This is a genomic window from Nocardia sp. BSTN01 (assembly GCF_015354405.1).
Taxonomy (GTDB): domain Bacteria; phylum Actinomycetota; class Actinomycetes; order Mycobacteriales; family Mycobacteriaceae; genus Nocardia.
In genome coordinates, this window is sequence record NZ_JADKYP010000009.1 from 84,967 (window position 1) to 109,941 (window position 24,975).

21 protein-coding genes are annotated in these 24,975 nt (G+C 68.1%); 14 read left to right on the forward strand and 7 right to left on the reverse strand.

The window, feature by feature from the left end; genetic code table 11:
* Nucleotides 1-141 precede the first annotated feature (141 nt).
* The 5 genes from IRT45_RS10910 to IRT45_RS10930 all read left to right on the forward strand — a co-directional run bounded on the left by IRT45_RS10910 (nt 142) and on the right by IRT45_RS10930 (nt 6,301).
* Nucleotides 142-894 carry an alpha/beta fold hydrolase gene (locus IRT45_RS10910; RefSeq protein WP_194805742.1) on the forward strand — a complete coding sequence of 251 codons (753 nt, stop codon included), beginning with the start codon at nt 142-144 and terminating at the stop codon, nt 892-894.
* Complete coding sequence (locus IRT45_RS10915) at nt 894-1,193, forward strand: MGMT family protein (RefSeq protein ID WP_194805743.1); 300 nt, start codon at nt 894-896, stop codon at nt 1,191-1,193. The genes IRT45_RS10910 and IRT45_RS10915 overlap by 1 nt, the downstream gene beginning before the upstream one ends.
* Nucleotides 1,194-1,309: 116 nt before the next feature.
* Complete coding sequence (locus IRT45_RS10920) at nt 1,310-2,047, forward strand: VOC family protein (protein WP_194805744.1); 738 nt, start codon at nt 1,310-1,312, stop codon at nt 2,045-2,047.
* Between the two features lie 105 nt (nt 2,048-2,152).
* Nucleotides 2,153-3,886: an NTP transferase domain-containing protein gene (locus IRT45_RS10925; RefSeq protein ID WP_194805745.1), complete on the forward strand. Its 1,734-nt coding sequence runs from the start codon at nt 2,153-2,155 to the stop codon at nt 3,884-3,886.
* Between the two features lie 117 nt (nt 3,887-4,003).
* The gene (locus IRT45_RS10930) at nt 4,004-6,301 is read left to right on the forward strand and encodes an arylsulfatase (protein WP_194805746.1); all 2,298 of its coding nucleotides are present in this window, start codon (nt 4,004-4,006) and stop codon (nt 6,299-6,301) included.
* Nucleotides 6,302-6,329: 28 nt separating this feature from the next.
* On the opposite strand, the gene IRT45_RS10935 is transcribed toward IRT45_RS10930, so the two are convergent.
* The gene (locus IRT45_RS10935) at nt 6,330-6,776 is read right to left on the reverse strand and encodes a hypothetical protein (RefSeq protein WP_194805747.1); all 447 of its coding nucleotides are present in this window, start codon (nt 6,774-6,776) and stop codon (nt 6,330-6,332) included.
* Between the two features lie 395 nt (nt 6,777-7,171).
* Here IRT45_RS10935 and IRT45_RS10940 point away from each other — a divergent pair, with 395 nt between their 5' ends.
* The 6 genes from IRT45_RS10940 (at nt 7,172) to IRT45_RS10965 (ending at nt 16,530) form a co-directional block, all read left to right on the forward strand.
* On the forward strand, nt 7,172-10,984 hold the full coding sequence (locus tag IRT45_RS10940) for a nitrate reductase subunit alpha (RefSeq protein ID WP_194805748.1): 3,813 nt from the start codon (nt 7,172-7,174) through the stop codon (nt 10,982-10,984).
* Between the two features lie 62 nt (nt 10,985-11,046).
* The gene (narH, locus tag IRT45_RS10945) at nt 11,047-12,750 is read left to right on the forward strand and encodes a nitrate reductase subunit beta (protein WP_194805749.1); all 1,704 of its coding nucleotides are present in this window, start codon (nt 11,047-11,049) and stop codon (nt 12,748-12,750) included.
* Between the two features lie 43 nt (nt 12,751-12,793).
* Nucleotides 12,794-13,543 carry a nitrate reductase molybdenum cofactor assembly chaperone gene (gene narJ / locus IRT45_RS10950; RefSeq protein ID WP_194805750.1) on the forward strand — a complete coding sequence of 250 codons (750 nt, stop codon included), beginning with the start codon at nt 12,794-12,796 and terminating at the stop codon, nt 13,541-13,543.
* The gene (narI, locus tag IRT45_RS10955; protein WP_194805751.1) at nt 13,540-14,277 is read left to right on the forward strand and encodes a respiratory nitrate reductase subunit gamma; all 738 of its coding nucleotides are present in this window, start codon (nt 13,540-13,542) and stop codon (nt 14,275-14,277) included. Before narJ ends, narI begins: the two co-directional genes overlap by 4 nt.
* A gap of 57 nt (nt 14,278-14,334) precedes the next feature.
* Nucleotides 14,335-15,294 (forward strand): LLM class flavin-dependent oxidoreductase, encoded by a 960-nt coding sequence (locus IRT45_RS10960; protein WP_194805752.1) that lies wholly within the window; start codon nt 14,335-14,337, stop codon nt 15,292-15,294.
* Nucleotides 15,295-15,423: 129 nt separating this feature from the next.
* Nucleotides 15,424-16,530, forward strand: a complete 1,107-nt coding sequence (locus tag IRT45_RS10965; protein ID WP_194805753.1) for an NADH:flavin oxidoreductase — start codon at nt 15,424-15,426, stop codon at nt 16,528-16,530.
* On the opposite strand, the gene IRT45_RS10970 is transcribed toward IRT45_RS10965, so the two are convergent.
* A complete protein-coding gene (locus IRT45_RS10970) occupies nt 16,514-16,966 on the reverse strand; it encodes an SRPBCC family protein (RefSeq protein WP_194805754.1) in 453 nt (150 codons plus the stop codon). The two genes, IRT45_RS10965 and IRT45_RS10970, sit on opposite strands and share 17 nt — an antisense overlap.
* Nucleotides 16,967-17,081: 115 nt before the next feature.
* Between IRT45_RS10970 and IRT45_RS10975 the strand changes: the two genes are divergently transcribed.
* Complete coding sequence (locus IRT45_RS10975) at nt 17,082-17,597, forward strand: DUF1772 domain-containing protein (RefSeq protein ID WP_194805755.1); 516 nt, start codon at nt 17,082-17,084, stop codon at nt 17,595-17,597.
* A 7-nt stretch (nt 17,598-17,604) separates the two neighbouring features.
* Here IRT45_RS10975 and IRT45_RS10980 read toward each other — a convergent pair whose 3' ends face one another.
* Both IRT45_RS10980 and IRT45_RS10985 read right to left on the reverse strand, forming a co-directional pair.
* Complete coding sequence (locus IRT45_RS10980) at nt 17,605-18,030, reverse strand: type II toxin-antitoxin system VapC family toxin (RefSeq protein ID WP_194805756.1); 426 nt, start codon at nt 18,028-18,030, stop codon at nt 17,605-17,607.
* The gene (locus IRT45_RS10985; protein ID WP_194805757.1) at nt 18,027-18,344 is read right to left on the reverse strand and encodes a type II toxin-antitoxin system Phd/YefM family antitoxin; all 318 of its coding nucleotides are present in this window, start codon (nt 18,342-18,344) and stop codon (nt 18,027-18,029) included. Before IRT45_RS10985 ends, IRT45_RS10980 begins: the two co-directional genes overlap by 4 nt.
* Before the next feature lie 198 nt (nt 18,345-18,542).
* Here IRT45_RS10985 and IRT45_RS10990 point away from each other — a divergent pair, with 198 nt between their 5' ends.
* Entirely contained in the window at nt 18,543-18,959 is a 417-nt protein-coding gene (locus IRT45_RS10990) for a YciI family protein (RefSeq protein ID WP_036504404.1), read from the forward strand.
* Nucleotides 18,960-18,972: 13 nt separating this feature from the next.
* The gene (locus IRT45_RS10995; RefSeq protein ID WP_194805758.1) at nt 18,973-20,262 is read left to right on the forward strand and encodes an RNA polymerase sigma factor; all 1,290 of its coding nucleotides are present in this window, start codon (nt 18,973-18,975) and stop codon (nt 20,260-20,262) included.
* A 121-nt stretch (nt 20,263-20,383) separates the two neighbouring features.
* Here the strand turns inward: IRT45_RS10995 and IRT45_RS11000 are convergent, their stop codons facing one another.
* From IRT45_RS11000 to IRT45_RS11010, 3 genes are read right to left on the reverse strand one after another with little or no spacing between them, the layout of a single operon-like run.
* Nucleotides 20,384-22,123 (reverse strand): amidohydrolase family protein, encoded by a 1,740-nt coding sequence (locus tag IRT45_RS11000; protein ID WP_194805759.1) that lies wholly within the window; start codon nt 22,121-22,123, stop codon nt 20,384-20,386.
* Between the two features lie 39 nt (nt 22,124-22,162).
* The gene (locus IRT45_RS11005; protein WP_194805760.1) at nt 22,163-23,815 is read right to left on the reverse strand and encodes a class I adenylate-forming enzyme family protein; all 1,653 of its coding nucleotides are present in this window, start codon (nt 23,813-23,815) and stop codon (nt 22,163-22,165) included.
* 16 nt (nt 23,816-23,831) lie between these two features.
* A complete protein-coding gene (locus tag IRT45_RS11010; RefSeq protein ID WP_194805761.1) occupies nt 23,832-24,872 on the reverse strand; it encodes an NAD(P)-dependent alcohol dehydrogenase in 1,041 nt (346 codons plus the stop codon).
* Nucleotides 24,873-24,975: the final 103 nt, after the last annotated feature.

Genomic DNA, 24,975 nt, shown 5'->3' on the forward strand with positions numbered 1-24,975 from the left:
ATATCGGGCCGAAAATCCCACCGCCGCAGTCGTTCCCCGGCGGTTCACCGGCGCGGCCAGCACCCGGCAATCCCCGTGCCCGATTCTCGCGAACGGAACGCACCGGTCGCACCACCGCCGCGCCGACGGCACAATGATCGGGTGCCCGACGCCCCTATTCATCGATTCGGCCCCGCCGACGGCCCACTCGTCCTCGCCCTGCACGGCCTGACCGGACACGGGCGGCGGTGGAGCGCGCTGGCCGAAGGGCAGTTGCCCGAGGTACGCGTCCTCGCTCCCGACCTGCGCGGCCACGGGCGGGCGAGTTCCCTGCCGCCGTGGACCTTCGAGCAGATCGTCGACGATCTGGTTCCGCTGCTCACCGAACCGGCGGTCGTCGTGGCGCATTCGTTCGGAGCGGCGGTCGCCGTCCATCTGTCCCGCCACCGCCCCGACCTGGTCCGCGCACTGGTGCTGCTGGATCCCGCGATCGGCCTCGATCCGGTGCTGCTCCACGACATCGCCGAGGCGGGTCTGGCGCGGCCGGATTACGCCGACATCGCCGAGGCGCGCCACGACAAACTCGAGACGGCCTGGGCCGACGTGGACCCCGAACTGCTCGATGCCGAACTCGCCGAACACCTGGTCGAAACGCCCGAGGGCCGGGTGACGTGGCGGATGAGCGTGCCCGCCGTCACGTCCTACTGGAGTCAGCTGGCGCGCGAGCTGGTGCTGCCGCCGCCGCACATTCCGACCGTGCTGGTCCGCGCCGGTAAATCCCCGTTCGTCACCCCTGCGACCGTCGAGGCGTTCGCCACGCTGCCGGATTTCACGCTGCACGAATTCGACTGCGATCACATGGTCGCCCAGGCGCGTCCCGCCGAGACCGCGGCCGTCGTCCGGTCGGTGCTCTGATGCCCACCACGGACGCCGAGATCGAGCGGGTGCGGGAACTGGTCGCGGCCATTCCGCCCGGCCGGGTCGCCACCTACGGCGAAATCGCGGCGGCCGCCGGACTGTCGACGCCGCGAACCGTCGGCTGGATCATGCGCACCGACTCCGCCGATCTGCCCTGGCATCGCGTGCTGCGCGCCGATGGCACCCCGGCGAGCCATCTGGTGCAGCGCCAATTGCGCCGGCTGGCCGAGGAGGGCTGTCCGATCCGCGGCGACCGCGTGGACCTGGCCGCCGCCCGCCACCGATTCGACCACTGACGGCATCGCGGCAATCCGACACTGACGGCATCGCCGGATCCGGCTGTCGACCTCGGCATCGGCCCGTCGGTATCCGAATTCGCCCATTACTCCCGTTCGGCGGTTACCGTGGAGGAATGACCACCCGTCTGGCGTGCGTGGTGTTCGATGCGATAAGGCCACGGAACGTGGCGCGGTTCTGGGCGGAGTTGCTCGACTGGCAGATCACCGTGGACCGTCCGCACGCGGTCGAGGTGGCTGCTTCCGATCCGGATGCCGCCGATGTGTCGTTGATGTTCGTGCCGACGGCCGGACCCAAGTCCGGGAAGAACCGCATCCATCTCGATGTGGTCGGTCGTTCGCTGGATCATCAACGCGTGCAAGTGGATCGGGCGCTGGCGCTGGGCGCGCGGCCGATCGACATCGGCCAAGGCGCGGTGCCCTGGACGGTGCTCGCCGATCCCGAGGGCAACGAATTCTGCGTCCTCGAGCCGCGCGAGGAATATGTGGATACCGGCGCGGTCGCCGCGATCGTCGTCGACACTCCGCATCCCACCCGGCTGGCCCGGTTCTGGGAGACCGCCGCGGGGTGGCCGCTGACCCACGACGAATCGCGGATGTCCGGCATCCGCTCGGCCACCGGTCAGGGTCCGTGGCTGGAATTCCTGCGCACCCAGGTCGCGGCCCGCGAATGCGATCGCGTCCACCTCGATGTCGTCACCTACTCCACCGGCGATCCCGCGGACGAGGTCGCCCGGCTCACCGCTGCGGGTGCCGTCCCCTGCCAGGGCGCCGCGGTGCGTCCACCGGCTCAGGCGATGCTGACCGATCCGGAGACGAACCGCTTCCGGTTGTTGCGTGCGCCCTGCGATTGACGCGGCCGCGAGCCGACGACGAGCCTGCGCCCGTCCGCGTGCCGTTCGCCGTCCGATGTGGGCGGTTTACCATCGGTCCATGATCAACCTCCCGGGTGAGCCGCTGTGACCACTGTCGACGCGATCGTGCTGGCCGGTGGGCGGGCCACCCGGATGGGCGGGGTGGACAAACCCGCGATCGCGGTCGGCGGGCGGGCGATGCTCACCGTGGCGCTGGACGCGGTCGCCGACTGTGTGCGCACGGTGGTGGTCGGCCCGCATCGGCCCGAACTGGCGCCCGAGATCCGGCAGGTGCAGGAGGTACCGGCCGGAGCCGGGCCGGTCGCGGCCGTGGCCTGCGCGGTCCGTGCCCTCGAGGAATGTGACTTCCCGGCCGATCTGGTCGTGGTCCTGGCTGCCGACCTACCCTTTCTCACCGCCGCGGTGATCGGCGAATTGATCGGGCGCGCGACGACTTCCGATGCCGACGCGGTGTTCGCGACCGACGAGTCCGGCCGTCCGCAATATCTGGTCGGGGTGTGGCGGCGGACGGCGCTGTTGTCGGCCCTGCGGCAGCTGGATTCGGTGACCAATCAGCCGATGAAGGCGCTGGTCCCGGTCGACACCCTGATGGTGACGCTGCCCGGTATCACCGATTGCGACACCCCGGAACAAGTGCGCGCGGCCCAGGCCGCCGCCCCGGCGTTGCCCCTGGCGCGGGCACGCGACCTGTTGCGCACCGGCATCACCCGGCTGCCGGTGCACGAGGTCCGGCCGGCGGCGGTGCGGGGTGCGGCGTTGGCGGCCCCGCTGCGCGCGGCCTCGGCGCTGCCCCGCTTCGACGTGTCGGCGATGGACGGTTACGCGGTCTCGGGCGAGCAACCGTGGCGCCTGCGCCACGATGTCGGCTTCGCGGGTGGTGAGCGACCGGTGGGCCTGCTCGCCGGTGAAGCGGTTCGCATCGCCACCGGCGCCCACGTTCCGGAGGGTACCGACACCGTGGTACGCGACGAATTCGTCCGGCTGCACGACGGACTGTTGCGGCGGTTACCCGAGGCGCCGATCCGCGACGATGTGCGCCACCTCGGCGAGGATTGGCACAGCGGCGATATCGTCGCCGCCGAGGGCACCCCCGTCGACGCGGCACTGATCTCCGTCGCGACCGCCGCCGAGGTGGTCACCGCGCAGGTCCGCGGACCGGTGCGGGCACGAATCGTCATGACCGGCGACGAAATTCGCAGCGAAGGCCCGCTGCACAGCGGCCAGACCCGCGATTCGATCGGCCCTGTCTTCCCGGAGTTGTTGTCCTGGCACGGAATCGAATCGTCGGACCGGGTCCATCTGCGCGACACACCGAACGGCTTCGACGATGTGCTCTCCGCTACGACCGACGACCACCTGCTGGTCGTGGTCGGCGCGACCGGTGGTGGCGCGGCCGACCAACTGCGCGGCGCACTGGATCGGGCCGGGGCGCGAATTCTGGTGCACCGCTTGCGGATGCGGCCGGGCGGCTCCACCGTGGTCGCCGAATTGCCCGGCGGCCCTGTCGTTCTCGGACTACCGGGTAATCCCTACGCGGCGGTCGCGACGCTGTGGGCGCTGGCCCCGGCCATCGTCTCCGGTCTCACCGGCCGCATACCGGCGCGGGTGCGGACCGGCCCCCTCCTGAACGCCGGCGACGTCTCCGGTCCGGTGCCGCGCATCCTGCCCGCGCGGGCGGCCGAGGAGGGCGGCTGGATCGCCGACGGCCATATCCGCACCGCACATCTGGCCGGGCTGCTCGATCGCGACGCTCTGGTCGTCGTCCCCGCCGACGCCGTCGACGGTGCGCCGGTCGAATATCTGCCTCTGCCGGGCTGACGTCGCGACGACCGGACGACCTCGAATTCCGGCGACTTCCGTGCCCGGCTGATACCGGTTGCGCGCACAGTGCGCCGAACCCTGGTGGCAGCACGCCGCGGCGGGTTCCCTGGTCGTATGCCAGTGCCCGAGTATGCCCGCGGATACGACGCCTTCACCGGCGAGATCGGCCGTACCACCGCCGAATCCACCCCGGCGTGGGACCATCCGCCGAGCGCGCCCGCGGGAGCGCCGAACATCATCGTGGTGCTGGTCGACGATATGGGCTACAGCGATATCGGCCCGTTCGGCTCCGAAATCGAGACGCCGACCTTGGACCGGCTGGCCGAACGCGGGGTCCGGCTCACCAATTACCACACCACCCCGCTGTGCTCGCCCTCGCGCGCGGCTCTGCTGACCGGCCTCAATTCCCATCGCGCCGGATTCGGCTTCGTCGCCAACGCCGATCCCGGTTATCCGGGTCTGCGCCTGGAACTGGCCGACGATGTGCTGACCCTGCCGGAGATATTGCGGGCCGGCGGTTACGCCACCTACGCGGTCGGCAAATGGCATCTTGTGCGCGACGCCACGATGAACCCTGCGGCACACCGTGATTCGTGGCCGACACAGCGCGGCTTCGATCGATACTACGGTTCGCTGGAGGGTTTCAACTCGTTCTTCTACCCGAACCAGATCGTCTCCGACTCCTCCGTCGTGGATATCGAGGAGTATCCGCAGGACTACTACGTCACCGACGACCTGACCGACAAGGCGATCACCTACCTGAAGGATCTGCGCGCCCACGACGCGGACAAGCCGTTCTTCCTCTATTTCGCCCATGTCGCCATGCACGGCCCGCTGCAGGCCAAGGACGTCGACCTCGCGAAATATCGCGGGCGGTACGCGCAGGGCTGGGACGCGGTGCGGCAGAGTCGTTTCGCCTCCCAGCTGGCGCAGGGACTCTTCGCGCCGGGAACCGAGCAGCAACCACGCAACACCGAACCGGGTTACGAAGCGCGGGAATGGGATTCGCTGAGCGCCGAGCAGCAGCGCCGCTTTGCCCGGTACATGGAGGTGTACGCCGCGATGGTCGACAGCATCGACCAGAGCCTCGGGCGTGTCCTCGACACCGTCGAGCAATTCGGCGAACTGGACAACACGACCGTGGTGTTCACCTCCGACAACGGCGGCACCGCCGAGGGCGGCCCGGTCGGCACCCGCAGCTATCTGGCCGAATTCGCGCACGTCGACGATCCGGACTGGGTCGGCGATGTCCCGCACGACGAGGACCTGATCGGCACCGCCCGTCTCGGCGTGCACTATCCGCGAGGCTGGGGGCAGGCGTCGAACACGCCGTTCCGGTTCTACAAGGGACAGACCTTCGCCGGTGGGGTGCGGGTGCCGTTCATCATCTCCTGGCCGAAGGGTCTGCCGGACAACGTGATTCGTGACGAATACGTATATGTCACCGACTTGGCGCCGACCCTGCTGGAACTGTCCGGAGTCTCGCGGCCGTCGGTGCGAAACGGATTACCGGCCAAGGATTTCGACGGCGTGTCGGCGGCACAGGTGCTGCGGGACCTCGATGCTCGCTCCCGGCATGTCGAGCAGTATTCGGAAATGACCGGCCATCGCGGCTTCTACCGGGACGGCTGGAAACTGCTCGCATTGCACGAGCCGGGCGGCGATGTGGACGCGCCGCACTGGCAGCTGTTCGACGTGCGGACCGACCCGACCGAATTACACGATGTCGCAACCGAATTTCCCGGAAAGGTGCGTGAACTGGCCGCGGCCTGGGACGAGGCGGCCTGGCGCAATACCGTCTTCCCGCTGCTGACCCGCCGGGATCTGGCGCGCCGGCGCCCCGAGGAAGCCCGGCTGTCCGAGCCGGTGCGGATCCTGCCCGGGACGCCGACGCTCGAGCGGTATCGCTCGCAACGCCTCATCGCCTACCGCGATTTCACCGTCACCGCCGAACTCGCGGGTTATCAGGACGGTGACGAGGGGGTACTCGTCGCCCACGGCGATCCGCAGGGCGGTTATCTGCTCTACATCGAGAACGGCCGAATCGTGTTCGGTTTCAACTCGTTCGGCCGGTATACCGAGGTGTCGGCCCGCATCGCCCCCGGCGCCCGCGAGGTCACCCTGGCCGCGACGGTACGGCCGCGCCTGCGCTGGGACTTCACCCTCTCCCTCGACGGCACCTCCGTCGCCACCCTCACCGACCGGGTCCAGCTCGTCGGTATGGCCCCCTGGACCGGTATCTCGGTCGGCGTGGACGCCCGCGGCCCCGTCGCCTGGGATCTGCGACAGCGCCGCGGCCCGTTCCGCTACACCGGGTCACTGCGTGCCGTCACCTACACCCCGGGGCCGCTGCGGGTACCGGAGCCGGTGGTGCGGGCGGTGGAGTCGGAAGCAGAACTCGTGGCCGAATAGTGTGGGCAGCGCTCCTCGCGGAGGAGAACTACTCCGCGCGCACGTATCGAGCCGCGGCTGCCACCGCGTCCATATCGATGACCAGACCGGGATTCGCCTGCTGGACCTCGAGCATCTCCAACGCCACGTCGTGCACCGTCGTCCGGCGGGCCGAGGTGATCAGCTCCTGCCGGATGTAGGCGCTCAGCGGCATTCCGGCGGCGCCCGCGCGACGCGCGAGAACGCTCCAGGTCTGCGCCGGAAGGTCGTAGTCACGGATCACGGCCATGGCGTCGGCGTCGATGCCGGATTCGTGACGGCCGGGACGCTCGGCATCCAGAAATTCCACGACAGCGTCCAGCGGAACACGCCGACCAGCGAGCCCGATCAGTTCGCCGCGAATATGGGCGTTCATGGACAGACCGGCTGCGCGCGCCCGGCGCCGCAGGACGTTCGCCGTCGGGGTGGGCAGGTCATCGGTCGGAATCATCGCCATCGTGACACCGTAGGCCACGTGCCGGGCAGGTGGTGCGACCGTTCGGCAAACAGCGCCGAAAATCGGTAATCGCCGTCACTTTCAGCCGCGCGCCGCTATCCTTTCGACTCGATTCGACGCCGCGCGAATGTGTTAACAAATGTAAAACGCCCGCGAAGCGCCGGTTTCCAAAGCATCACCGAGCGCGTGGACGGCGGCTCTGCGCCAGCGGCTCGGCACCGTGAGAATCAGTATCGTCGCAGGTCGCACCGGAATCACCCCGGCCAATCGGCAATTGCCCAGTGACCGGGACGTTTCCCCCACCTCACAGCTCACCGGTGCCGCGCGCGCGGTGTGAGCGGATCGTTTTGCCGCCCCCGCGAGCGTCCTTACTCTCGGACTGGTCAGCCCGGTTCATGTGTCTCGATGGGGGCGTTGTGGTCATATCGCACAAAAAGGGTTCGGCCCCCTCATCAGAGTCGAACGGCGTACCCGCGGTGTCGAACGGCGTACCCGAGTCGGCGGCCGACGCTTTGCTGAAGGTGGGCCGTTACTTCCAGCGCGGGGAGGTGTCGGGTGATCTTCGCACCGTGCACAAGGTCGGCGGGCGCGAGGCCGACGAGTTCTACCGCGACCGCTGGGCCCACGACAAGGTGGTCCGGTCCACGCACGGCGTCAACTGCACCGGCTCCTGCTCCTGGAAGATCTACGTCTCCGACGGCGTGATCACCTGGGAGTCCCAGCAGACCGACTATCCCTCGGTCGGCGCCGACAAACCGGAGTACGAGCCGCGCGGCTGCCCGCGCGGCGCCTCGTTCTCCTGGTACACGTATTCCCCGGCGCGCGTGCGTTATCCGTATGTGCGCGGAGTCTTGCTCGAGATGTACCGCGAGGCGAAGGCCCGGTTGAAGGATCCGGTGCTCGCCTGGGAATCCATCGTCGAGGACCCCGAGCAGGCGACGACCTACAAATCCGCGCGCGGTAAGGGCGGATTCGTGCGGGCGGAATGGTGGGAGGCCGCCGAAATCGCCGCCGCGGCACACGTTTACACCATCAAACAGTACGGGCCGGACCGCATCGCGGGTTTCTCACCGATCCCCGCGATGTCGATGGTGTCGCATGCGGTCGGCGCCCGGTTCATCTCCCTGCTCGGCGGTTCGATGCTGTCGTTCTACGACTGGTACGCCGACCTGCCGGTCGCCTCGCCACAGGTGTTCGGCGACCAGACCGACGTTCCCGAATCCGCGGACTGGTTCGACGCCGGCTATCTGATCATGTGGGGGTCGAACGTCCCGGTCACCCGCACCCCGGACGCGCACTACATGACCGAGGCCCGCTATCGCGGTCAGAAGGTGGTGGTGGTCTCCCCCGACTACGCCGACAACACCAAATTCGCCGACGAATGGGTGCCCGCCCGCCCGGGTACCGACGCCGCCCTGGCGATGGCGATGGGCCACGTGGTGCTGCGCGAATTCTTCGTCGACAGGTCCACCGCGCGCTTCGACGACTACATCAAGCGTTACACCGATCTGCCGTTCCTGATCACGCTGGACGAGCGCGACGGCGGCCGGCACGGCGAGGGCGAATATCGCGGCCACACCTGGCTGCCCGGAAAGTTCCTCACCGCCGCCGATCTCGCCGCCGCGGGCCTTTCCGGTTTCGATGTGGACAACGCCGAGCACAAGACCGTCCTCCTGGACGGCGACGGAAATCCCGTGGTGCCCAACGGAACCCTCGGCGACCGGTTCTCCGAATCCGGCGCGGGGCGATGGAATCTGGACCTCGGCGACGTCGATCCGCTGATGACTCTGTACGGCCGCACCGACGATGCTGCGGCCGTACAGTTCCCCCGCTTCGACGGCGAGACCGGCACGGTCACCCGCTCGGTGCCGACCACCGTCCTCGCCGGACGCCGCGTGACGACCGTCTTCGACCTGCTGCTCGCGCAATACGGCGTCGGGCGCCCGGATCTGCCGGGCGACTGGCCCAGCGGTTACGACGACCCGAGTGCGCCCTACACTCCCGCGTGGCAGGAGTCGATCACGGGAGTGCCCGCGGCACAAGCCATTCGCATCGCCCGCGAATTCGCCGACAACGCCGATCGCTCCGGCGGCCGGTCGATGATCCTCATGGGCGCCGGGACCAATCACTGGTTCCACTCCGATCAGATCTATCGCGCCTTCTTCACCCTGACGCTGCTCACCGGCTGCCAGGGCGTCAACGGCGGCGGCTGGGCGCACTACGTGGGCCAGGAGAAGTGCCGCCCGGTCACCGGCTGGTCCACGCTGGCATTCGGCCTGGACTGGCAGCGGTCCCCGCGGCAGATGCAGGGCACGGTGTTCTGGTATCTGACCAACGACCAGTGGCGCTACGACCCCTTCACCTCCGAAACCTTCGCCTCCCCCCTGGGTTCCGGTGCTTTCGCGGGGCGCACGGCCGCCGACAATATCGCGCTGGCCTCGCGGCTCGGTTGGATGCCGACATATCCGACGTTCGACCGCAATCCGCTGGATCTGGTCGATGCCGCCGAGGCGGCCGGGCAGACGCCGCAGGACTATGTGGTCGGCAACCTGAAATCCGGTGATCTCGAGTTCGCCTGCGAGGATCCCGACGCACCACGGAACTTCCCGCGTGTGCTCACCGTGTGGCGGGCCAATCTGCTCGGCTCCTCGGGGAAGGGCAACGAATACTTCCATCGGCATCTGCTCGGCGCGGATTCCAATCTGCAGGCCGACGATTCGGCCGGGGTGCCACCGCAGGAGGTACGCCGGCCGGAACAGGCGCCGACCGGCAAACTGGATCTGCTGGTGTCGCTGGATTTCCGGATGACGTCGACGACGCTGTTCTCCGATATCGTCCTGCCCGCGGCCACCTGGTACGAGAAACACGATCTGTCCTCGACGGATATGCATCCGTTCGTACACGCCTTCTCCCCCGCCATCTCCCCGCCGTGGGAGGCGAAAACCGATTTCGAGGCCTTCCACCGCATCGCGCGCGGCTTCTCCTGGCTGGCCGAGAAACATCTCGGCGTCCGCAAGGATCTGGTCGCCGTTCCGCTGCAACATGATTCGGCCGACGCGCTGGCGCAGGCGCGTGGGCGGGTGCTGGACTGGAAAGCCGGTGAATGCGAACCCGTTCCGGGCCGCACCATGCCGAAGCTCGTCGTGGTGGAACGGGACTACCCGAAGCTGGCCGAGAAGATGGCGGCGCTGGGCCCGCTGATCGAAACGCTCGGGGTCACCACCAAGGGCGTCACGACCGTCCCCGACGCCGAGGTCGACTATCTGCGCGGGGTCAACGGCGCCGTGGTCTCCGGCGCCGCGCAGGGCCGCCCGTCGCTGGCCAAGGATGTGCACGCCGCGGAGGCAATCCTGGCGCTGTCCGGCACCACCAACGGGCGGTTGGCGGTGGAGGGCTTCCACGCGCTGGAGCGCCGCACCGGCACCCGGCTGGCGGACCTGGCGGCCGAGCACGAGGGCAAGCGGATCACCTTCGCCGATACGCAGGCGCGGCCGGTGCCGGTCATCACATCACCGGAATGGTCCGGGTCCGAAACCGGCGGCCGGCGGTACTCGCCGTTCACCATCAACACCGAACGACTCAAGCCCTGGCACACGCTCACCGGACGCCAGCACTTCTACCTCGATCACGACTGGATGATCGAACTGGGCGAACAACTTCCGATCTTCCGGCCGCCGCTCGACATGTCGGTGCTGTTCCGGGAACCCGATGTGGGGGCGGTCGGTGAGCGGGGCGTCACCGTCCGCTACCTCACTCCGCATTCGAAGTGGTCCATCCACTCCGCGTATCAGGACAACCTGCATATGCTCACCCTCTCGCGGGGCGGGCAGGCGATCTGGATGTCGGATCGCGACGCGGCGAAAATCGGTGTGGCCGACAATGATTGGATCGAGGCCGTCAACCGCAACGGTGTGGTCGTCGCCCGGGCGATCGTCAGCCACCGCATGCCCGAGGGCACCGTCTTCATGTATCACGCCCAGGACCGCGCGGTCGACGTACCGCGGATCGAGGGCACCCCGGACATGCGGGCGGGCCGAGGCAAACGCGGCGGCATCCACAACGCGCTCACCCGGATCATGATCAAGCCCACGCATCTGATCGGCGGATACGCCCAGCAGTCGTTCGCCCTGAACTACCACGGGCCCACCGGAAATCAGCGTGACGAGGTCACCACGATCCGGAGACGCTCACAGGAAGTGGAGTACTGACATGACGATGACGAGGTCACCACGCTGTGTCCGAACACGCTCACAGGAAGTGGAGTACTGATATGCGTGTCATGGCACAGCTGGCCATGGTGATGAACCTGGACAAGTGCATCGGCTGTCACACCTGCAGCGTCACCTGCAAACAGGCCTGGACCAACCGGGGCGGCACCGAGTACGTCTGGTTCAACAATGTGGAAACCCGGCCGGGACAGGGATATCCGCGGCAGTACCAGGACCAGGAGAAGTGGAAGGGCGGCTGGACGCTGGACCGCCGCGGCCGCCTCACGCTGAAGTCCGGGTCGCGAATGAAGCGCCTGCTCAACATCTTCGCCAATCCGGATCTGCCGACGGTGTCGGACTACTACGACCCGTGGAGCTACGACTACGACAATCTGCTCTCCGCACCGGCCATGGACACCACCCCGGTGGCACGGCCCAAATCGCTGATCACCGGCGAGGATACGAAGGTCACCTGGGGCGCGAACTGGGACGACGACCTCGGCTCCGGGCCGGATCAGGTCGGCCGGGACCCGTTGCTGGCGCGGCTGTCGGACCAGGTCAAACTCGAGTTCGAGCAGACCTTCATGTTCTATCTGCCGCGCATCTGCGAACACTGCCTCAACCCGTCCTGCGGCGCCTCCTGCCCCTCGGGGGCGATCTACAAGCGCGCCGAGGACGGCATCGTGCTGGTCGACCAGGACAAATGCCGCGGCTGGCGGCAGTGCATCACCGGCTGCCCGTACAAGAAGATCTATTTCAACCACAAGACCGGCAAGGCCGAGAAATGCACGTTCTGCTATCCGCGCGTGGAGGTCGGTATCCCGACCGTCTGCTCGGAGACGTGTGTGGGGCGCCTGCGCTACATCGGCGTGATGCTCTACGACGCCGACGCGGTACTGGAGGCGGCCTCGGTCACCGATCCGGAGCAGTTGTATCCGTCGCAGCTGGGCGTATTCCTCAATCCACACGATCCGCGGGTGATCACCGAGGCCGAACGCGCCGGGATCTCGCCGGAATGGATTGCCGCGGCGCAGGATTCGCCGGTCTACAAGCTGATCGTCGACTACAAGATCGCGTTGCCGCTGCATCCGGAATACCGGACCATGCCGATGGTCTGGTACGTGCCGCCGCTGTCGCCGGTGGTGGATGTGCTGGCCGAGACCGGACACGACGGTGAGGATGCCGGAAATCTGTTCGGCGCCATCGATTCACTGCGCATCCCGGTGGAATATCTGGCCGAACTGTTCACCGCCGGGGATATCGGGCCCGTACGCGCGGCGTTGCAGCGGCTGGCCGGGATGCGGTCGTTCATGCGCTCGATCAATCTCGGCCAGGAACCCGATCTGACGATTCCCGGCGCGGTGGGCCTGGAACCGGAGGAGATCGAGGCGATGTACCGGCTGCTGGCCATCGCCAAATACGAGCATCGGTACGTGATTCCGTCGGGCGCGACATCCCGGGCACACGAACTGGATTCGCTGGCGACGGGGTGCAGTCTGGACGGCGACGGCGGCCCGGGGATGACGGCCTTCGATGTGACGTCGGAGAAGTTCGCGCTCGTCGACGCCAATCACGCTGCGCCGGAGCAGAAGTCGTCGCGGATCAATCTGCTGAACTGGGACGGCGGGTCGACCGAGGGGCTGGTGCCGGAACGCAACGGCAACGGTGCCGCGAACGGGGATCCGGCGACGAACGGGCACGCGAGCGGTCCCGCGCACGAGGTGGCCGACGACACGCTGCACGAACCGACCGGAGCGAGCCGATGAGGATGTGCCCTCGCCCCGGTTCCGCACGACGAGAGGTGCGGGCATGGGACTGCTGACGTTGCGAAAGCGCCCCGCGCCGGTCGTCCGGATGTCCGAACGGGATCGCCGGCTGATCTGGCGGATCTCGGCGCTCCTGCTCGATTACCCCGGTCCGGACACGCTGGCGATGCTCGCCGACCTGTCCGACGCCGTGGCCTCGCTCCCGGAGCCGGTGCGCGCCGATCTCGATCGGCTGCTCACCCACCTGACCGGTACCGCACCGCTGACCCTGGCGCGCGACTACGTCGACACCTTCGACCTGCGCCGGCGCGCCAGCCTGCATCTGACCTATTACGCCTACGGCGACACCCGCAAGCGCGGTATGGCGCTGCTGCGGTTCAAGCACGCCTATCGGCACGCCGGGGCGGAGTTGTCGGATCGCGAACTGCCCGACCACCTTCCGGTGCTGCTGGAGTTCGCCGCCACCGTCGACCCGATCGGCGGTGAACGCCTGCTCGGCGAGCACGTACCGGTGCTGGAGATGTTGCGGTTGTCGCTCACCGACAGCGAATCGCCGTATGCCGGCGCCCTGGCCGCCGTCCTCGCCACCCTGCCCCCGCCCACCACGGCAGATCGCCGCCGGATCGCGGAACTCGCCGCACAGGGACCGCCGGACGAGGACGTCGGGCTGGAACCGTATTCGATGAACGGCGAGTCGATGCATCCCGCCATGAACCCCGACCTGTACTCGCCGCCCGCCGCCGGAACCTCCGCTACCGCAGGGCTTTTCGCCGGATCCGGAGATCGACGATGACATCCACCGTCTGGGCCACCCTGCCCTACATCGCCTTCACCTCGTTCGTGCTGGGCCACCTCTGGCGCTATCGCAACGACCAATTCGGCTGGACCACACGGTCTTCGCAGATCTACGAATCCCGGTTACTGCGCCTGGGCAGCCCGCTGTTCCACTTCGGCATGCTCGGTGTGATCGGCGGACATGTTCTGGGCGTGTTGATTCCGGAGTCGTGGACCGATGCCGTCGGCATCTCCGAACACCTCTATCACGTGATCGCCGTCTCCGCGGGCACGGTGGCGGGCGTCGCGGTGATCGCCGGTATCGCGATCCTCGCCTATCGCCGCGTGCGTGTCCCGGCCGTCCGCAAGGCCACCACCACCAACGACATGTTCATGTACGTGCTGCTCGCCGCCGCGCTGATCACCGGGCTGCTCAATACCGTCGGCAGCAATCTGCTGTGGGGCACGTACAACTATCGCGAGACCGTATCTCCGTGGTTCCGAAGCCTTTTCACGGCCCATCCGCAGCCGGACCTGATGGTCGGTACGCCCTGGACCTTTCAGGCGCACGGGCTCATCGTGCTGACGCTCATCGCCGTCTGGCCCTATACGCGGCTGGTCCACATGTTCAGCGCCCCCGTCGGCTATCTGGTGCGCCCGTACGTGGTCTATCGCAGCAAACCTGCCGATACGGCGAACAAGAAGAAGTACGCCCGGGCCTGGCAGAGCCCGGTGCTGCCGCCGTCGCGCTGATCCGGCCGTTCCGCGGCCCTTGACCTGGAGCGCACTCCACGGACTAGCTTCGCCGGTATGAGCGATTCCGTCGGACGCGCACCCAGTTTCGGCATCAAGACGACACCCGCACACGTCGGCTACGCGGACATCCTGCGGGTGTGGCTGGAGGCCGACGACATACCCGAGATCGAGCATGCCTGGTTGTACGACCATCTGCTGCCGCGGGCGGCGGTCGGGCTGCCCGGCCACGACGGAAGCGATTCGGCGGGGAGCCGGTCGGCGGGCCCGGTCCTCGAGGGCTGGACGTCGCTGGCGGCGCTGGCGGCGCGGACGCGGCGACTCCGGCTCGGATTGCTGGTGTCCAACAACCGGATTCGGCATCCGGCACTACTGGCGAAGATGGCGGCCACCGTCGACGTGATCTCGGGTGGGCGACTGGATTTCGGGATCGGCGTCGGCGGGTTCCCACGCAACGATCCCCGCTTCGAGACGATGGTGGCGCCCGAGTACGCGGCGTACGGCATTCCGGTCGGCACCTGGCGCGACGCGGTGAGCAGTTTGGCGGAGGCGTGCGTCCTGATCCGGCGAATGTGGACCGAGGAGGTGTTCGACTTCCCGGGCGAACGCTTCCCGCTCACCGGCGCCCAATGCGATCCGAAACCCGTCCAGCGGCCCCACCCGCCGATTCTGCTCGCCGGTGCGGGTGCGTCGACGCTGCCGATCGTGGCCGCCCACGCCGATCTCTGGAATGTGATCGGACCCCCGCTGACCGGCGTCGATACGCTCCGCCAACACAGCCGGGCACTGGACGAGCACTGCGCGGCGATCGGCCGCGATCCCGCACACATCACCCGTTCGGCGCAACTACCGATCTCCTACGACGCCCCCGGCCGCATACGCGAGACGCTGCTCGAGCTGATCGACGCCGGTTTCACCCACCTGGTCCTGAACCCGCCCGCCCCGTACCCGGACGGAGTCGCCCACTGGCTCGCCGACGAAATCATCCGCCCGACCCTGGACGCCGCCGCGCGCTGAGCGCCCCTCCTTTTCGAGGGCAGCTCCCTATCAGGGACTCTCACCGGCATGCAGGAATGTCGATGGCGGCGAGCGCGTTGTCTTCCCATTCGAGGGCCGAGTTGTCGAATCGGAAGGGAAATGTGCCGCATGTCACAGGGTTTGGGCGGCGAGCCGGGGATTCGCCTGGACGAATTGTTCGCCGAATTTCACGCCGGATCGTTGCGGTTGCGGAACCGGTTCGCGATGGCTCCGATGACGCGGGCGAAATCGCCCGACGGTGTTCCGGATGCGGAGAATATCGACTACTACCGCGAACATGCGGCCGGAGGCGTAGGCCTCGTCATCACCGAGGGGACCTACGTCCGAGGACCGGCGGCCGGGCCCATCCGGAAGGTGCCGCGGTTCTACGGCGACGAGAGTGCGGCCGGATGGCGGGCGGTGGTCGAGGCCGTACACGCCGAAGGAGCGGCCATCGTGCCGCAGCTGTGGCATACCGGCGTCGATCGCGGGAACGAACCCCACTTCGAGCCGGAAACCCCCACCGTGAGCCCCTCCGGAGTCGACTTCACCGGAGCACCGGTGGGACGTGCGCTGACGACCGGCGACCTGGACACACTCGTCGACTCGTATGTGGAGTCCGCGCTCCTGGCCCGGGAGCTGGGATTCGACGGCATCGAACTGCACGGCGCGCACGGCTATCTGCTCGATCAATTCTTCTGGGCCGCAACCAATCACCGTGATGACGACTACGGCGGCTCCCTCCGGCGGCGCGCCGCCTTCCCCGCTCGTGTGGTCGCCGCCGTCCGCGCGGCCGTCGGCCCGGATTTCCCGATCATCTACCGCTTCTCGCAGTGGAAGGGCGTCGACTACAGCGCGCGCATCGCCGAAAGCCCGGCGGAACTAGAAGAATTGCTGACCCCGCTCGTGGCGGCCGGTGTCGACATCTTCCACACCTCGCTGCGACGGCATTGGCTGCCCGAATTCACCGACGACGCCGAGGATCTCAGCCTGGCCGGCTGGACCAAGAAGATCACGGGGCTGCCGGTGATCACCGTCGGCTCGGTCGGCGTGGACAGCGTCTTCCGCGGCGACACCATCGACGAAACCCAGGCCCAGCGCTTCACCCTGCTGCGCGAGCAGTTCGAACGCGGTGAATTCGATGTCGTCGCGCTGGGCCGGGCACTGCTCGCCGACCCGGAATGGGTGAACAAGATGCGCGCCGGGCGACTCGCCGACATCACACCGTTCCGCTGACTCCGGCCGCTCCCGGCGACGCTCCCCGGACCGCTGCCGCTTCGATGGCTCGTTTCATCTCCGCGGCACCGTATTCGATCCGGATCCGGACTTCGGGGGCGCGTTCGTCCGGGAGCAGATCGGTGGTCCAGATCAGTCGCCCGGTGCGTGAATCCGTCTCGCGCACTTCGAAAGACGCGTGGTGATGGGTGAGGGCCGGACGCGCGCCCTCGATCACGCTGTAGGCCAGGCGGCGCAGGTCGTCGTCGACGCTGACGATGCGTTCGCGGATCACGTGGCCGTCGAGGAAGGTCAGGAGGCGGTGCTCACCGTCGAGCGCGGTATCGGCGACCCGGCCGGGTAGCAGGCGCTCGTGCACGGCGCCGATATCCCGCAGTACGTCCCAGATGTGTTGCGGCGGTGCGTCGATCGCGATCTCGTGGCGGATGGTGGCCATGGTTGCGACGCTACCCGCGGCCGGGCCCGGCGGAAACCGGACCCGTGGACGCTCGCGTATGGGAGCGAGCGTCCGGACCATGGGAACGCTCACCGTTTCCCGATGTACTGAGTGCATGACAGCGACCACCGCCACCGCCACCTCGACCACCTCCGGCTTCGCGACCGGCTCCCTGATCGGCGCGACCGTCACCACCGGCCTGCTGGCCGGCGTCTTCTACGCCTACGCCAGCTCGGTGATGCCGGCCCTGCGCCAACTCGACGACCGCACCTTCGTGGATGTGATGAATCGGATCAACACCGTCATCGTCAACCCGGTCTTCATGCTCAGCTTCCTCGGTTCGGTCGCCTTCACCGGCCTCGCCGCCGTGCTGTACTGGCGCACCGATCAGCGCACCGTGCTGTGGTGGGTCCTGCTCGCCCTGGCCCTCAACGTGATCAGTTTCCTCATCACCTCGGGCGGCAACGTCCCGCTGAACAACCAGCTCGCCGACACCTCCTCCGGCGATTTCACCACCCTCCGCCACCAATTCGAAGGCCCCTGGATCACCCTCAACATCCTGCGCGCCCTCGCCAACACCGGCGCCCTCGGCGTCCTCGCCTGGGCCCTGCGCACCACCAACAAGGGGTAGGGCCCCGTCAGCGGGCGGGTATGCCGAGTGTCTCTACACGGCACCTGATGATCCCGCTCGCTGCGACCGGCTCGAACTTCGTATCGGTAGTAACCAACGCGGCCCCGAGATCTTCGGCGAGTGCCGCGTACACCGCATCGAACGGATACATATTGTGGCGCAACTCCCAGATGCGGGGCAGCAGGTGGTCGAAGGTGCAGCGGACCAGGTCCATTGCGGCCAGCTCGTCGATGGCTTCGGTCGCACGATCTTCCGGAAGCACCTTGCGAGCAAGCCGCCGAAGAACTTTGGCCGCCTCCGCATCGATCAGGGCCGGCGCATAGGGTTTTTCGCCGGCGCGTTCCTCGGCGATGAGCCGAGCGGCAACCTGGCGACGCAAACCCCGTTCGTCGGTGAGAAGTTCGATGAGAGCACTCGTATCCAGGACGATCACTCGTCGTCCTCGCGCACTTCCCGAACAGCGTCGATGATCTGATCGTGGGTCAGACCGGTGTCGGCGCCGATTTCCGCCAGCCGCTCGACCGTTTCCGCGATCGTCTTACGCCCGGTGTCGCCGGGCAGGCGGGCCAGCAGGTACGCCAACGCTTCGATCGGCATGACCACCGCTACGTCGCGACCGCGTTTGGTGATGACCGTGGGAACTTTGGCGTATTCGGCGCGGCCGACGATCTCGGTGAACCGCGCCCGCGCCTCGGTGAAGGAAAGCGTGGGGACGTGGGCAGGGCGTTCGGACGCTAGCTCGGCCATGTACAAACTGTACATTCTGAGCAGATGGACGACAATCGGATAGTAGCTGAGCATCCACAGAATCACGTCTACCTGCGATAATGCGGGCGGGAAAAATCTTTCGGAAAATTTCGGTGGCTTTGTCGATCCACAGGGGTTGTCGTTCGACCTAGGGGTGAGAGGGTCCGGAGGGGATCCGCGAGACGAAGGAGACACACCATGAAGTACATGCTGATCATGCGCGCCACGGACGAGGCCTACGCGAGCATGGGCGAGGTCGATTTCGGCACCATGCTGGAGACGATGGGCAAGTTCAACGACGAGTTGATCCGGGCGGGCGTGCTGCTCGCCGCGGAGGGACTCGACCCTGCCGAGAGTGTGGTGGTCGATTACGACGGGGAAACCCCGGTCGTCACCGACGGTCCGTACGGGGAGACGAAGGAACTGTTCGGCGGGTTCTACCTTCTCAACGTGGCCTCGAAGGAGGAGGCGGTCGAGTGGGCGAAGCGGATGCCGGTCATCGTCAAGGGGTGCAAGACCGAGATCCGGCGGGTGCCCACGATCGACGAATTCCCGCAGGACAACGTCTGGATTCAGAAGGAGCGGGCGTGGCGCGAGGCCACCGGGCAGCTCTGAACGGAACGTCCGGATGACGGCCGATCCCACAGGACGCGAGGCGGTCGCCGCGGTGTGGCGGATCGAATCCGCCCGCATCGTCGGCGCGCTGGCCCGCTACACCGGCGATTTCGCCCTCGCCGAAGATCTGGCGCAGGAAGCACTGGCCGAGGCGCTGGTCACCTGGCCGCGGGAGGGGACGCCGCACAATCCGGCCGGTTGGTTGCTCACGGTAGGGCGGCGGCGCGCGATCGACACCTTCCGCCGCCGGTCGGCCCTCGACGATCGCTACGCCGCCCTCGCCCGCGACCTGGGTGAGGGCGGCGTGCTGACCGGCGGGCCCGGTGCGGATCCGGTGCGTTCGGGAGCGGAACCGCTGTGGGATCCCGATCGCATCGATGACGACGTGCTGGCTCTGATCTTCACGGCATGTCATCCGGTGCTCTCCCGGGAAGCGCGGGTGGCGCTGACGCTGCGCGTGGTCGGCGGTCTCACCAGCGACGAGATCGCCAGAGCATTTCTCGTTCCGGCGGCGACGGTTCAGGCCCGGATCACCCGGGCGAAGAAAACGCTTGCCGCGGAACATATTCCGTTCGAGGTACCGGAGACGGGTGCGCGTGCCGCCCGGCTCGGCTCGGTGCTCAGCGTGATCTATCTGATCTTCACCGAAGGTTCCTCGGCGAGCTCGGGCACCGAACTGATCCGCTTCGATCTGGCCGGGGAAGCGCAGCGGCTGGCCCGGGTGCTGTCGCACCTCGTGCCGGACGAACCGGAGGTGTACGGACTGCTGGCGCTGCTCGAGCTGACCGCGGCCCGCTTCCCGGCGCGGACGGGCCCCGACGGTGAGCCGGTGCTGCTGGAGCATCAGGACCGGCGGCGCTGGGACCGGGCGGCGATCCGGCGCGGCCGCGCCGCCCTCAGCCGCGCCGGACAGGTCGGCCGCGGGCTGGGCTATTACGGCGTGCAGGCCGCGATCGCCGAATGCCACGCCGTCGCCGGCTCGGTCGCCGACACCGACTGGGACCGCGTGGTGAACCTCTACGAAGCGCTGGGTCGTCTGGCCCCGTCACCGGTGGTCGAGCTGAACCGGGCGGTCGCGATCGCGATGGCGAAGGGCCCGGACGCCGGACTCGCGATCGTGGACGGTCTGCGCGCCGAGGGCGCGCTGCCGAATTCCCATCTGCTGCCGACCGTTCGGGGCGAACTGCTGGCCCGCCTGGGCCGCACGAGCGAGGCCCGCGAGGAGTGGGAGCTGGCGGCGAGCTTGTGCGGCAACGATCGCGAGCGAGCCGTCTTGCACCGCAAGCTCGACCACCTCGGATGAGCGCCGGCCCCCACCCGGGTCCGGGCGACATCCGACACGTCCGTCGCTCGTCTCACCGGCACAAACGCGACCGATACCGGTATCGCGGAAACGAACCCGGGCGGTCCGTCGGCCGACCGGGTCAGGCGGCGGCGAGAAAGCGCCCGCTGCGCTGCGACCCCAGCACCGGCGCGGCTACTCCGTTGCCGAAAACGTAACGGCCGCCGACGAATACGGCGTTCACCGTGTCGTCGTTGCGATTGACCATGCGCGACAGATTGCCGAAGTACGGCATCGTGTGTTCGGCGTAGCGCTCGAGTCCCGCATCCAGCCGGGCCGGATCGATCACCACCGCGTCGGCGCGGTCTCCGACGCGCAGATGTCCCGCGTCGAGCCCGTACCAGTCGGCCAATTCCCCGGTGAGCCGGTGCACCGCGTGTTCCACCGACATGAACGGGCGCCCCGCCAGATCGGCATCGCGCACGCGGCGCAGCAGCCGCAGTCCGAAGTTGTAGAAGGCCATATTGCGCAGGTGCGCACCGGCGTCGGAGAAACCCAGCTGCATGCCGGGATCGGCGGCGAAGCGATCCAGCACACGCGGCCGGTGGTTGGAGATCGTGGTGCGCCAGCGCACCTTGGGCCCGTACTCCACCACCAGATCGAGGAAAGCGTCGACCGGGTGCACTCCCCCGCGTTCCACGCCGACCTGACCGAAGGTCTTGCCGACGACCGAGCTGTCCGGACATTCCACGATCTCGGCGTCGAAGAAGTCGCGATGCCACACCCGCGGGCCGAACGTGCGATCGTAATCCTTGCGGAACTGGCGGCGATAGCTTTCGCTCTGCAACATCCGGCGGCGCTCGTCCAGCTGATTCGACAGATGCAATGCCGCCGCGCCGGAACCGAATTCCTCGAACACCACCAGATCGATACCGTCGGCGTACACCTCGAACGGCACCGGCAGATGCTGGAAGCGGAAGTCGCCGCCGAAGGCGTTGATCGCCCGCGCCAAGGCGGGAAACACGTGTGCCACCAGGGGAATCGCCTTGATGTCGGCCGCCGAGAGCAGACTCACCTTGAGCGGCGGCTGCCCGATTCCCAGACTCGACAGCGCCATCGCCACCAAACTCTGCGGTCGCGCCACATCCGGCCCGCCCTGCAGAGCGCGCCGCCGAGCCCGCAGGATCGCGTTGAGCTGGTGCCGTTCGCGCATCGTGGCGTAGGTGGAGGGCAGGGTGCGGGAGCGGCAGGTCTCGCCGTCGAGTTTGTCGAACATCAGTTGCTGCGAGGACATGCCGACGAAGCCGGCGTCGAGGGCCTCGTCCAGATGCCGGCGCATCGCGGTCAGCTCGCCGGCGGTCGGCTTCACCTCGGTGCGGGTGGCGCGGTCCAGGCCCATCTCCGCGGCGCGGATATCCGAATGTCCCAGGAACGCGGCCACATTCGGCCCCAGCGGCGAGGCGTCCAGCGCCGCGGCGTATTCGTGAGCGTCGCGCCAGGTCTTCACATCGCCGACGGCGTCGATCACATGTCCGCGCGGGATGGCCTCCACCCGGCCGAACAGGTCGCCGGCGGTTTCGGCGCCGACATGCACGGTGGACAGCGAGCAGGAGCCGAGCAGGACCGTCGTGACGCCGTGGCGCACCGATTCCGACAGCGACGGATCCAGCAGGACCTCCACGTCGTAATGGGTGTGGATGTCGAGCATCCCGGGGATCACCCATTTGCCGGTGGCGTCGACGACGGTCTCGCAGCCGGACTCGTCCAGGGGTTCGGCCGAGACGGCGGCCACCCGCCCGTCGCGGATGCCGACGTCGCGCACCGCCGACGGCGCGCCCGTGCCGTCGAACCAGGTACCGCCCTTGATGATGCTGTCGTACATGACAGTCCCTCTTTCAGCCACCCGCCCCGGCGGGGCGCGTCAGATCTCTATCTCGCGCCGCACGACCTTGCCGGTCGCGTTGCGCGGCAACGGTTGTGCCGTGATCACCCAGCGGGCCGGCACCTTGAAGTAGGCGAGCCGCTCGGCCGTGAAGGCCCGCAGCTGGTCCTCGGTCACGCCGGCGGGATCGGCGACGACCACGACGGCCGCCACCTCCTGCCCCAGATCCGCGTGCGGCACACCGAGCACCGCCGATTCCAGCACCGCGGGATGCTCGTCGAGCACGTTCTCGATTTCGGTCGGGTACACGTTCTCCCCGCCGCGCAGGATGAGATCCGACCGCCGTCCCGACAGGCGCAGCCGGCCCTCCTCGAGGACACCGAAATCGCCGGTGTGCAACCACCTTTCGGCATCGATAGCGGTCGCGGTGGCGGCCGGGTCGTTCCAGTAGCCGAGCATCACGTACGGGCTGCGCACACAGATCTCGCCCTCCTCGCCGTCGGGCAGCGTCCTGTTGTCCGGATCGCGAATCTCGATGCTCACTCCGATGATCGGCATTCCGACGGTGTCGGGGTGGGCGGCCAGTACCGGCGGCGTGGCAACCGTTGCCGCGGTGCCGCTTTCGGTGAGACCGTAGCTCGTGGTGAGCGCGACCTCGGCCATCGGGAGTTCCCGGCGCAGCCGTTGGTGGAAGGCCGGCGAGGACGGGGCGGCGTTGAGCGAGAACGCGACCAGACTCGACAGGTCGTAACGGGACAGGTCGTGTTCGAGCATGCGGCTGACCATCGTCGGCACCGCACCCCAGTTGGTCACCCGTTCCCGCTCCATCAGCGACAACACCCGCTCCGGATCGAAGCTGCCGGTGTTGATCACCACCGTCGCGCCCGTGGCCAGCCGCGGAATGATCAGATTGTGCAGGCTCGCGATATGAAACAGCGGTGAGGTCAACAGGAATCGGCGATCGCTGGGCCCGGGTCCGAGCTGTTGTCCGCGGAAGGCGGCGGCCATGGCATCGGTGAATCGGTGATAGTCGCAGACCGCCAGCAGGTTCCGCTGGGTGTGCACCACACCCTTGGGCCGCCCGCTGGTGCCGCTGGTGTACAGGATGACCGCCGGGTCGTCCTCCGCGATCGGCACTTCCGGCGCCGGGCCGGGATGGTCGGCGATCAGCCGCGGCAGATCGGATTCCATGGTGAGCACCGGAATGTCGCTGCCCACCTCGGCCAGCAGTGCGGCGCGCTTGGCGTCGGCGACGACCACCGTCGGGCGGGTGTGCTCCAGACCGTAGGCGATCTCGCGCGGCGCCCACCACGCGTTGTAGCCCACCGGAATCGCGCCGAGCAGTTGCGCCGCCCAGAACGTCGTCACCCATTCGGGCGTGTTCGCGGCGAGGATGCCCACCCGGTCGCCCTTGCCGACACCGTATCGATCGGCGAGTGCGCGCGCGAGAGCCGTTGCCTCGGCGCCGTGTTCGGCGAACGTGATCCGGCGGTCGGGGGTCACCAGATAGTCGTGGTCACCCCAGGCCGTGCCCGCGTGGAACAGCTCCGCCATACTGCGCCGCCGATCGCGCATCACCGGGATCGGCGCGCCCAGTACCTGTTCGACCACCATCTCGAACGGTCCGCCGGGACCGGTGAGGTCGGCGGTGATCCGGGCGGCGATGGCCTGCGGGTCGGCAGCTCGCGTCATAACCTTCACTTTCTGCTTACGGGATGAGCACGGCACGACCGCGGATCAGGCCCCGGTCGAGTCGTTCGAATGCGGCCGGGCCCTCGGCGAGGTCGAAACGTTCCACCGATACGCCGATGGCGCCGCGCTGGGCGAGCGCGACCGAGGCGTATAGGTCACTTCTCGTGCCGCCGTACGACTTTCGGACGGTGGCGCCCCACGGCAGGCCGGGTCCGCCGGCGGGTCCGGCGTCGATGCCCGGAATACCGCCGTCGAGTCCCACCATGCGATAGGCGCCGTTCGGCGCGACCGATTCGACGGCCAGTTTCGCGGTGGCGTCGTTGCCGACGAAGTCGAACACCGCCTCGGCGCCCCGGCCGTCGGTGAGGTCCAGAATGCGGGCGGCGGTCTTCTCGTCCGCCGGCAGGGTGAGGTCGGCGCCGCATGCCGTGGCGAGCTCCAGTTTCTCCGCGGAGATGTCGACCGCGACGATGCGGCAGGCCGTGGTGGCCTTCAGGATCTGCACCGCGACATGTCCGAGCCCGCCGATGCCGATCGCGACGGCGGTGGCGCCGGGCCGCAATTGGTCGGCGGCCCCGCGGATGGCGTGATACGGCGTGAGCGCCGCATCGGCCAGCGGCGCCGCCGTCGCGAAGTCCAGCTCGCCGATGGGCACGAACGAATTCGCCGGAATGCGAACGTATTCCGCCATCCCTCCGTCCGGCCCGAGTCCCGGGCACGGCGGCATCGCGGTGCGACCCGCCGCGAGGCAGACGTTCTCGTTACCGCTCACGCATTCTCGGCACACGCCACAGGACCAGCACAGATAGACCAGGCCCCGCTCCCCCGCGCGACGACCGTCGACCTCGGTGCCGACGGCCTCGATGGTGCCGGCGATCTCGTGGCCCATCGTCAGCGGATCGTCGCGCAGCGGGAACGGCAAGCCGAGCACGAACGAATCCGAATGGCAGATTCCGGCCGCCCCGACCTTCAGCAGCAGCTCGGTGGGTCCGATCTCGGGGATCGGGACCTCGCGAAGCTCCAGCGTGCCGGGCCCGGTCAATTGCAATGCGCGCATCTTCTGTTTCCTCACCGCGGCGTTCGGCGCAGCGCCGGACGTGACGTGGCACACACCGTAGCACTCACTGGACACGGCGTCCAGTGAGTGTGCGGGCGTCTAT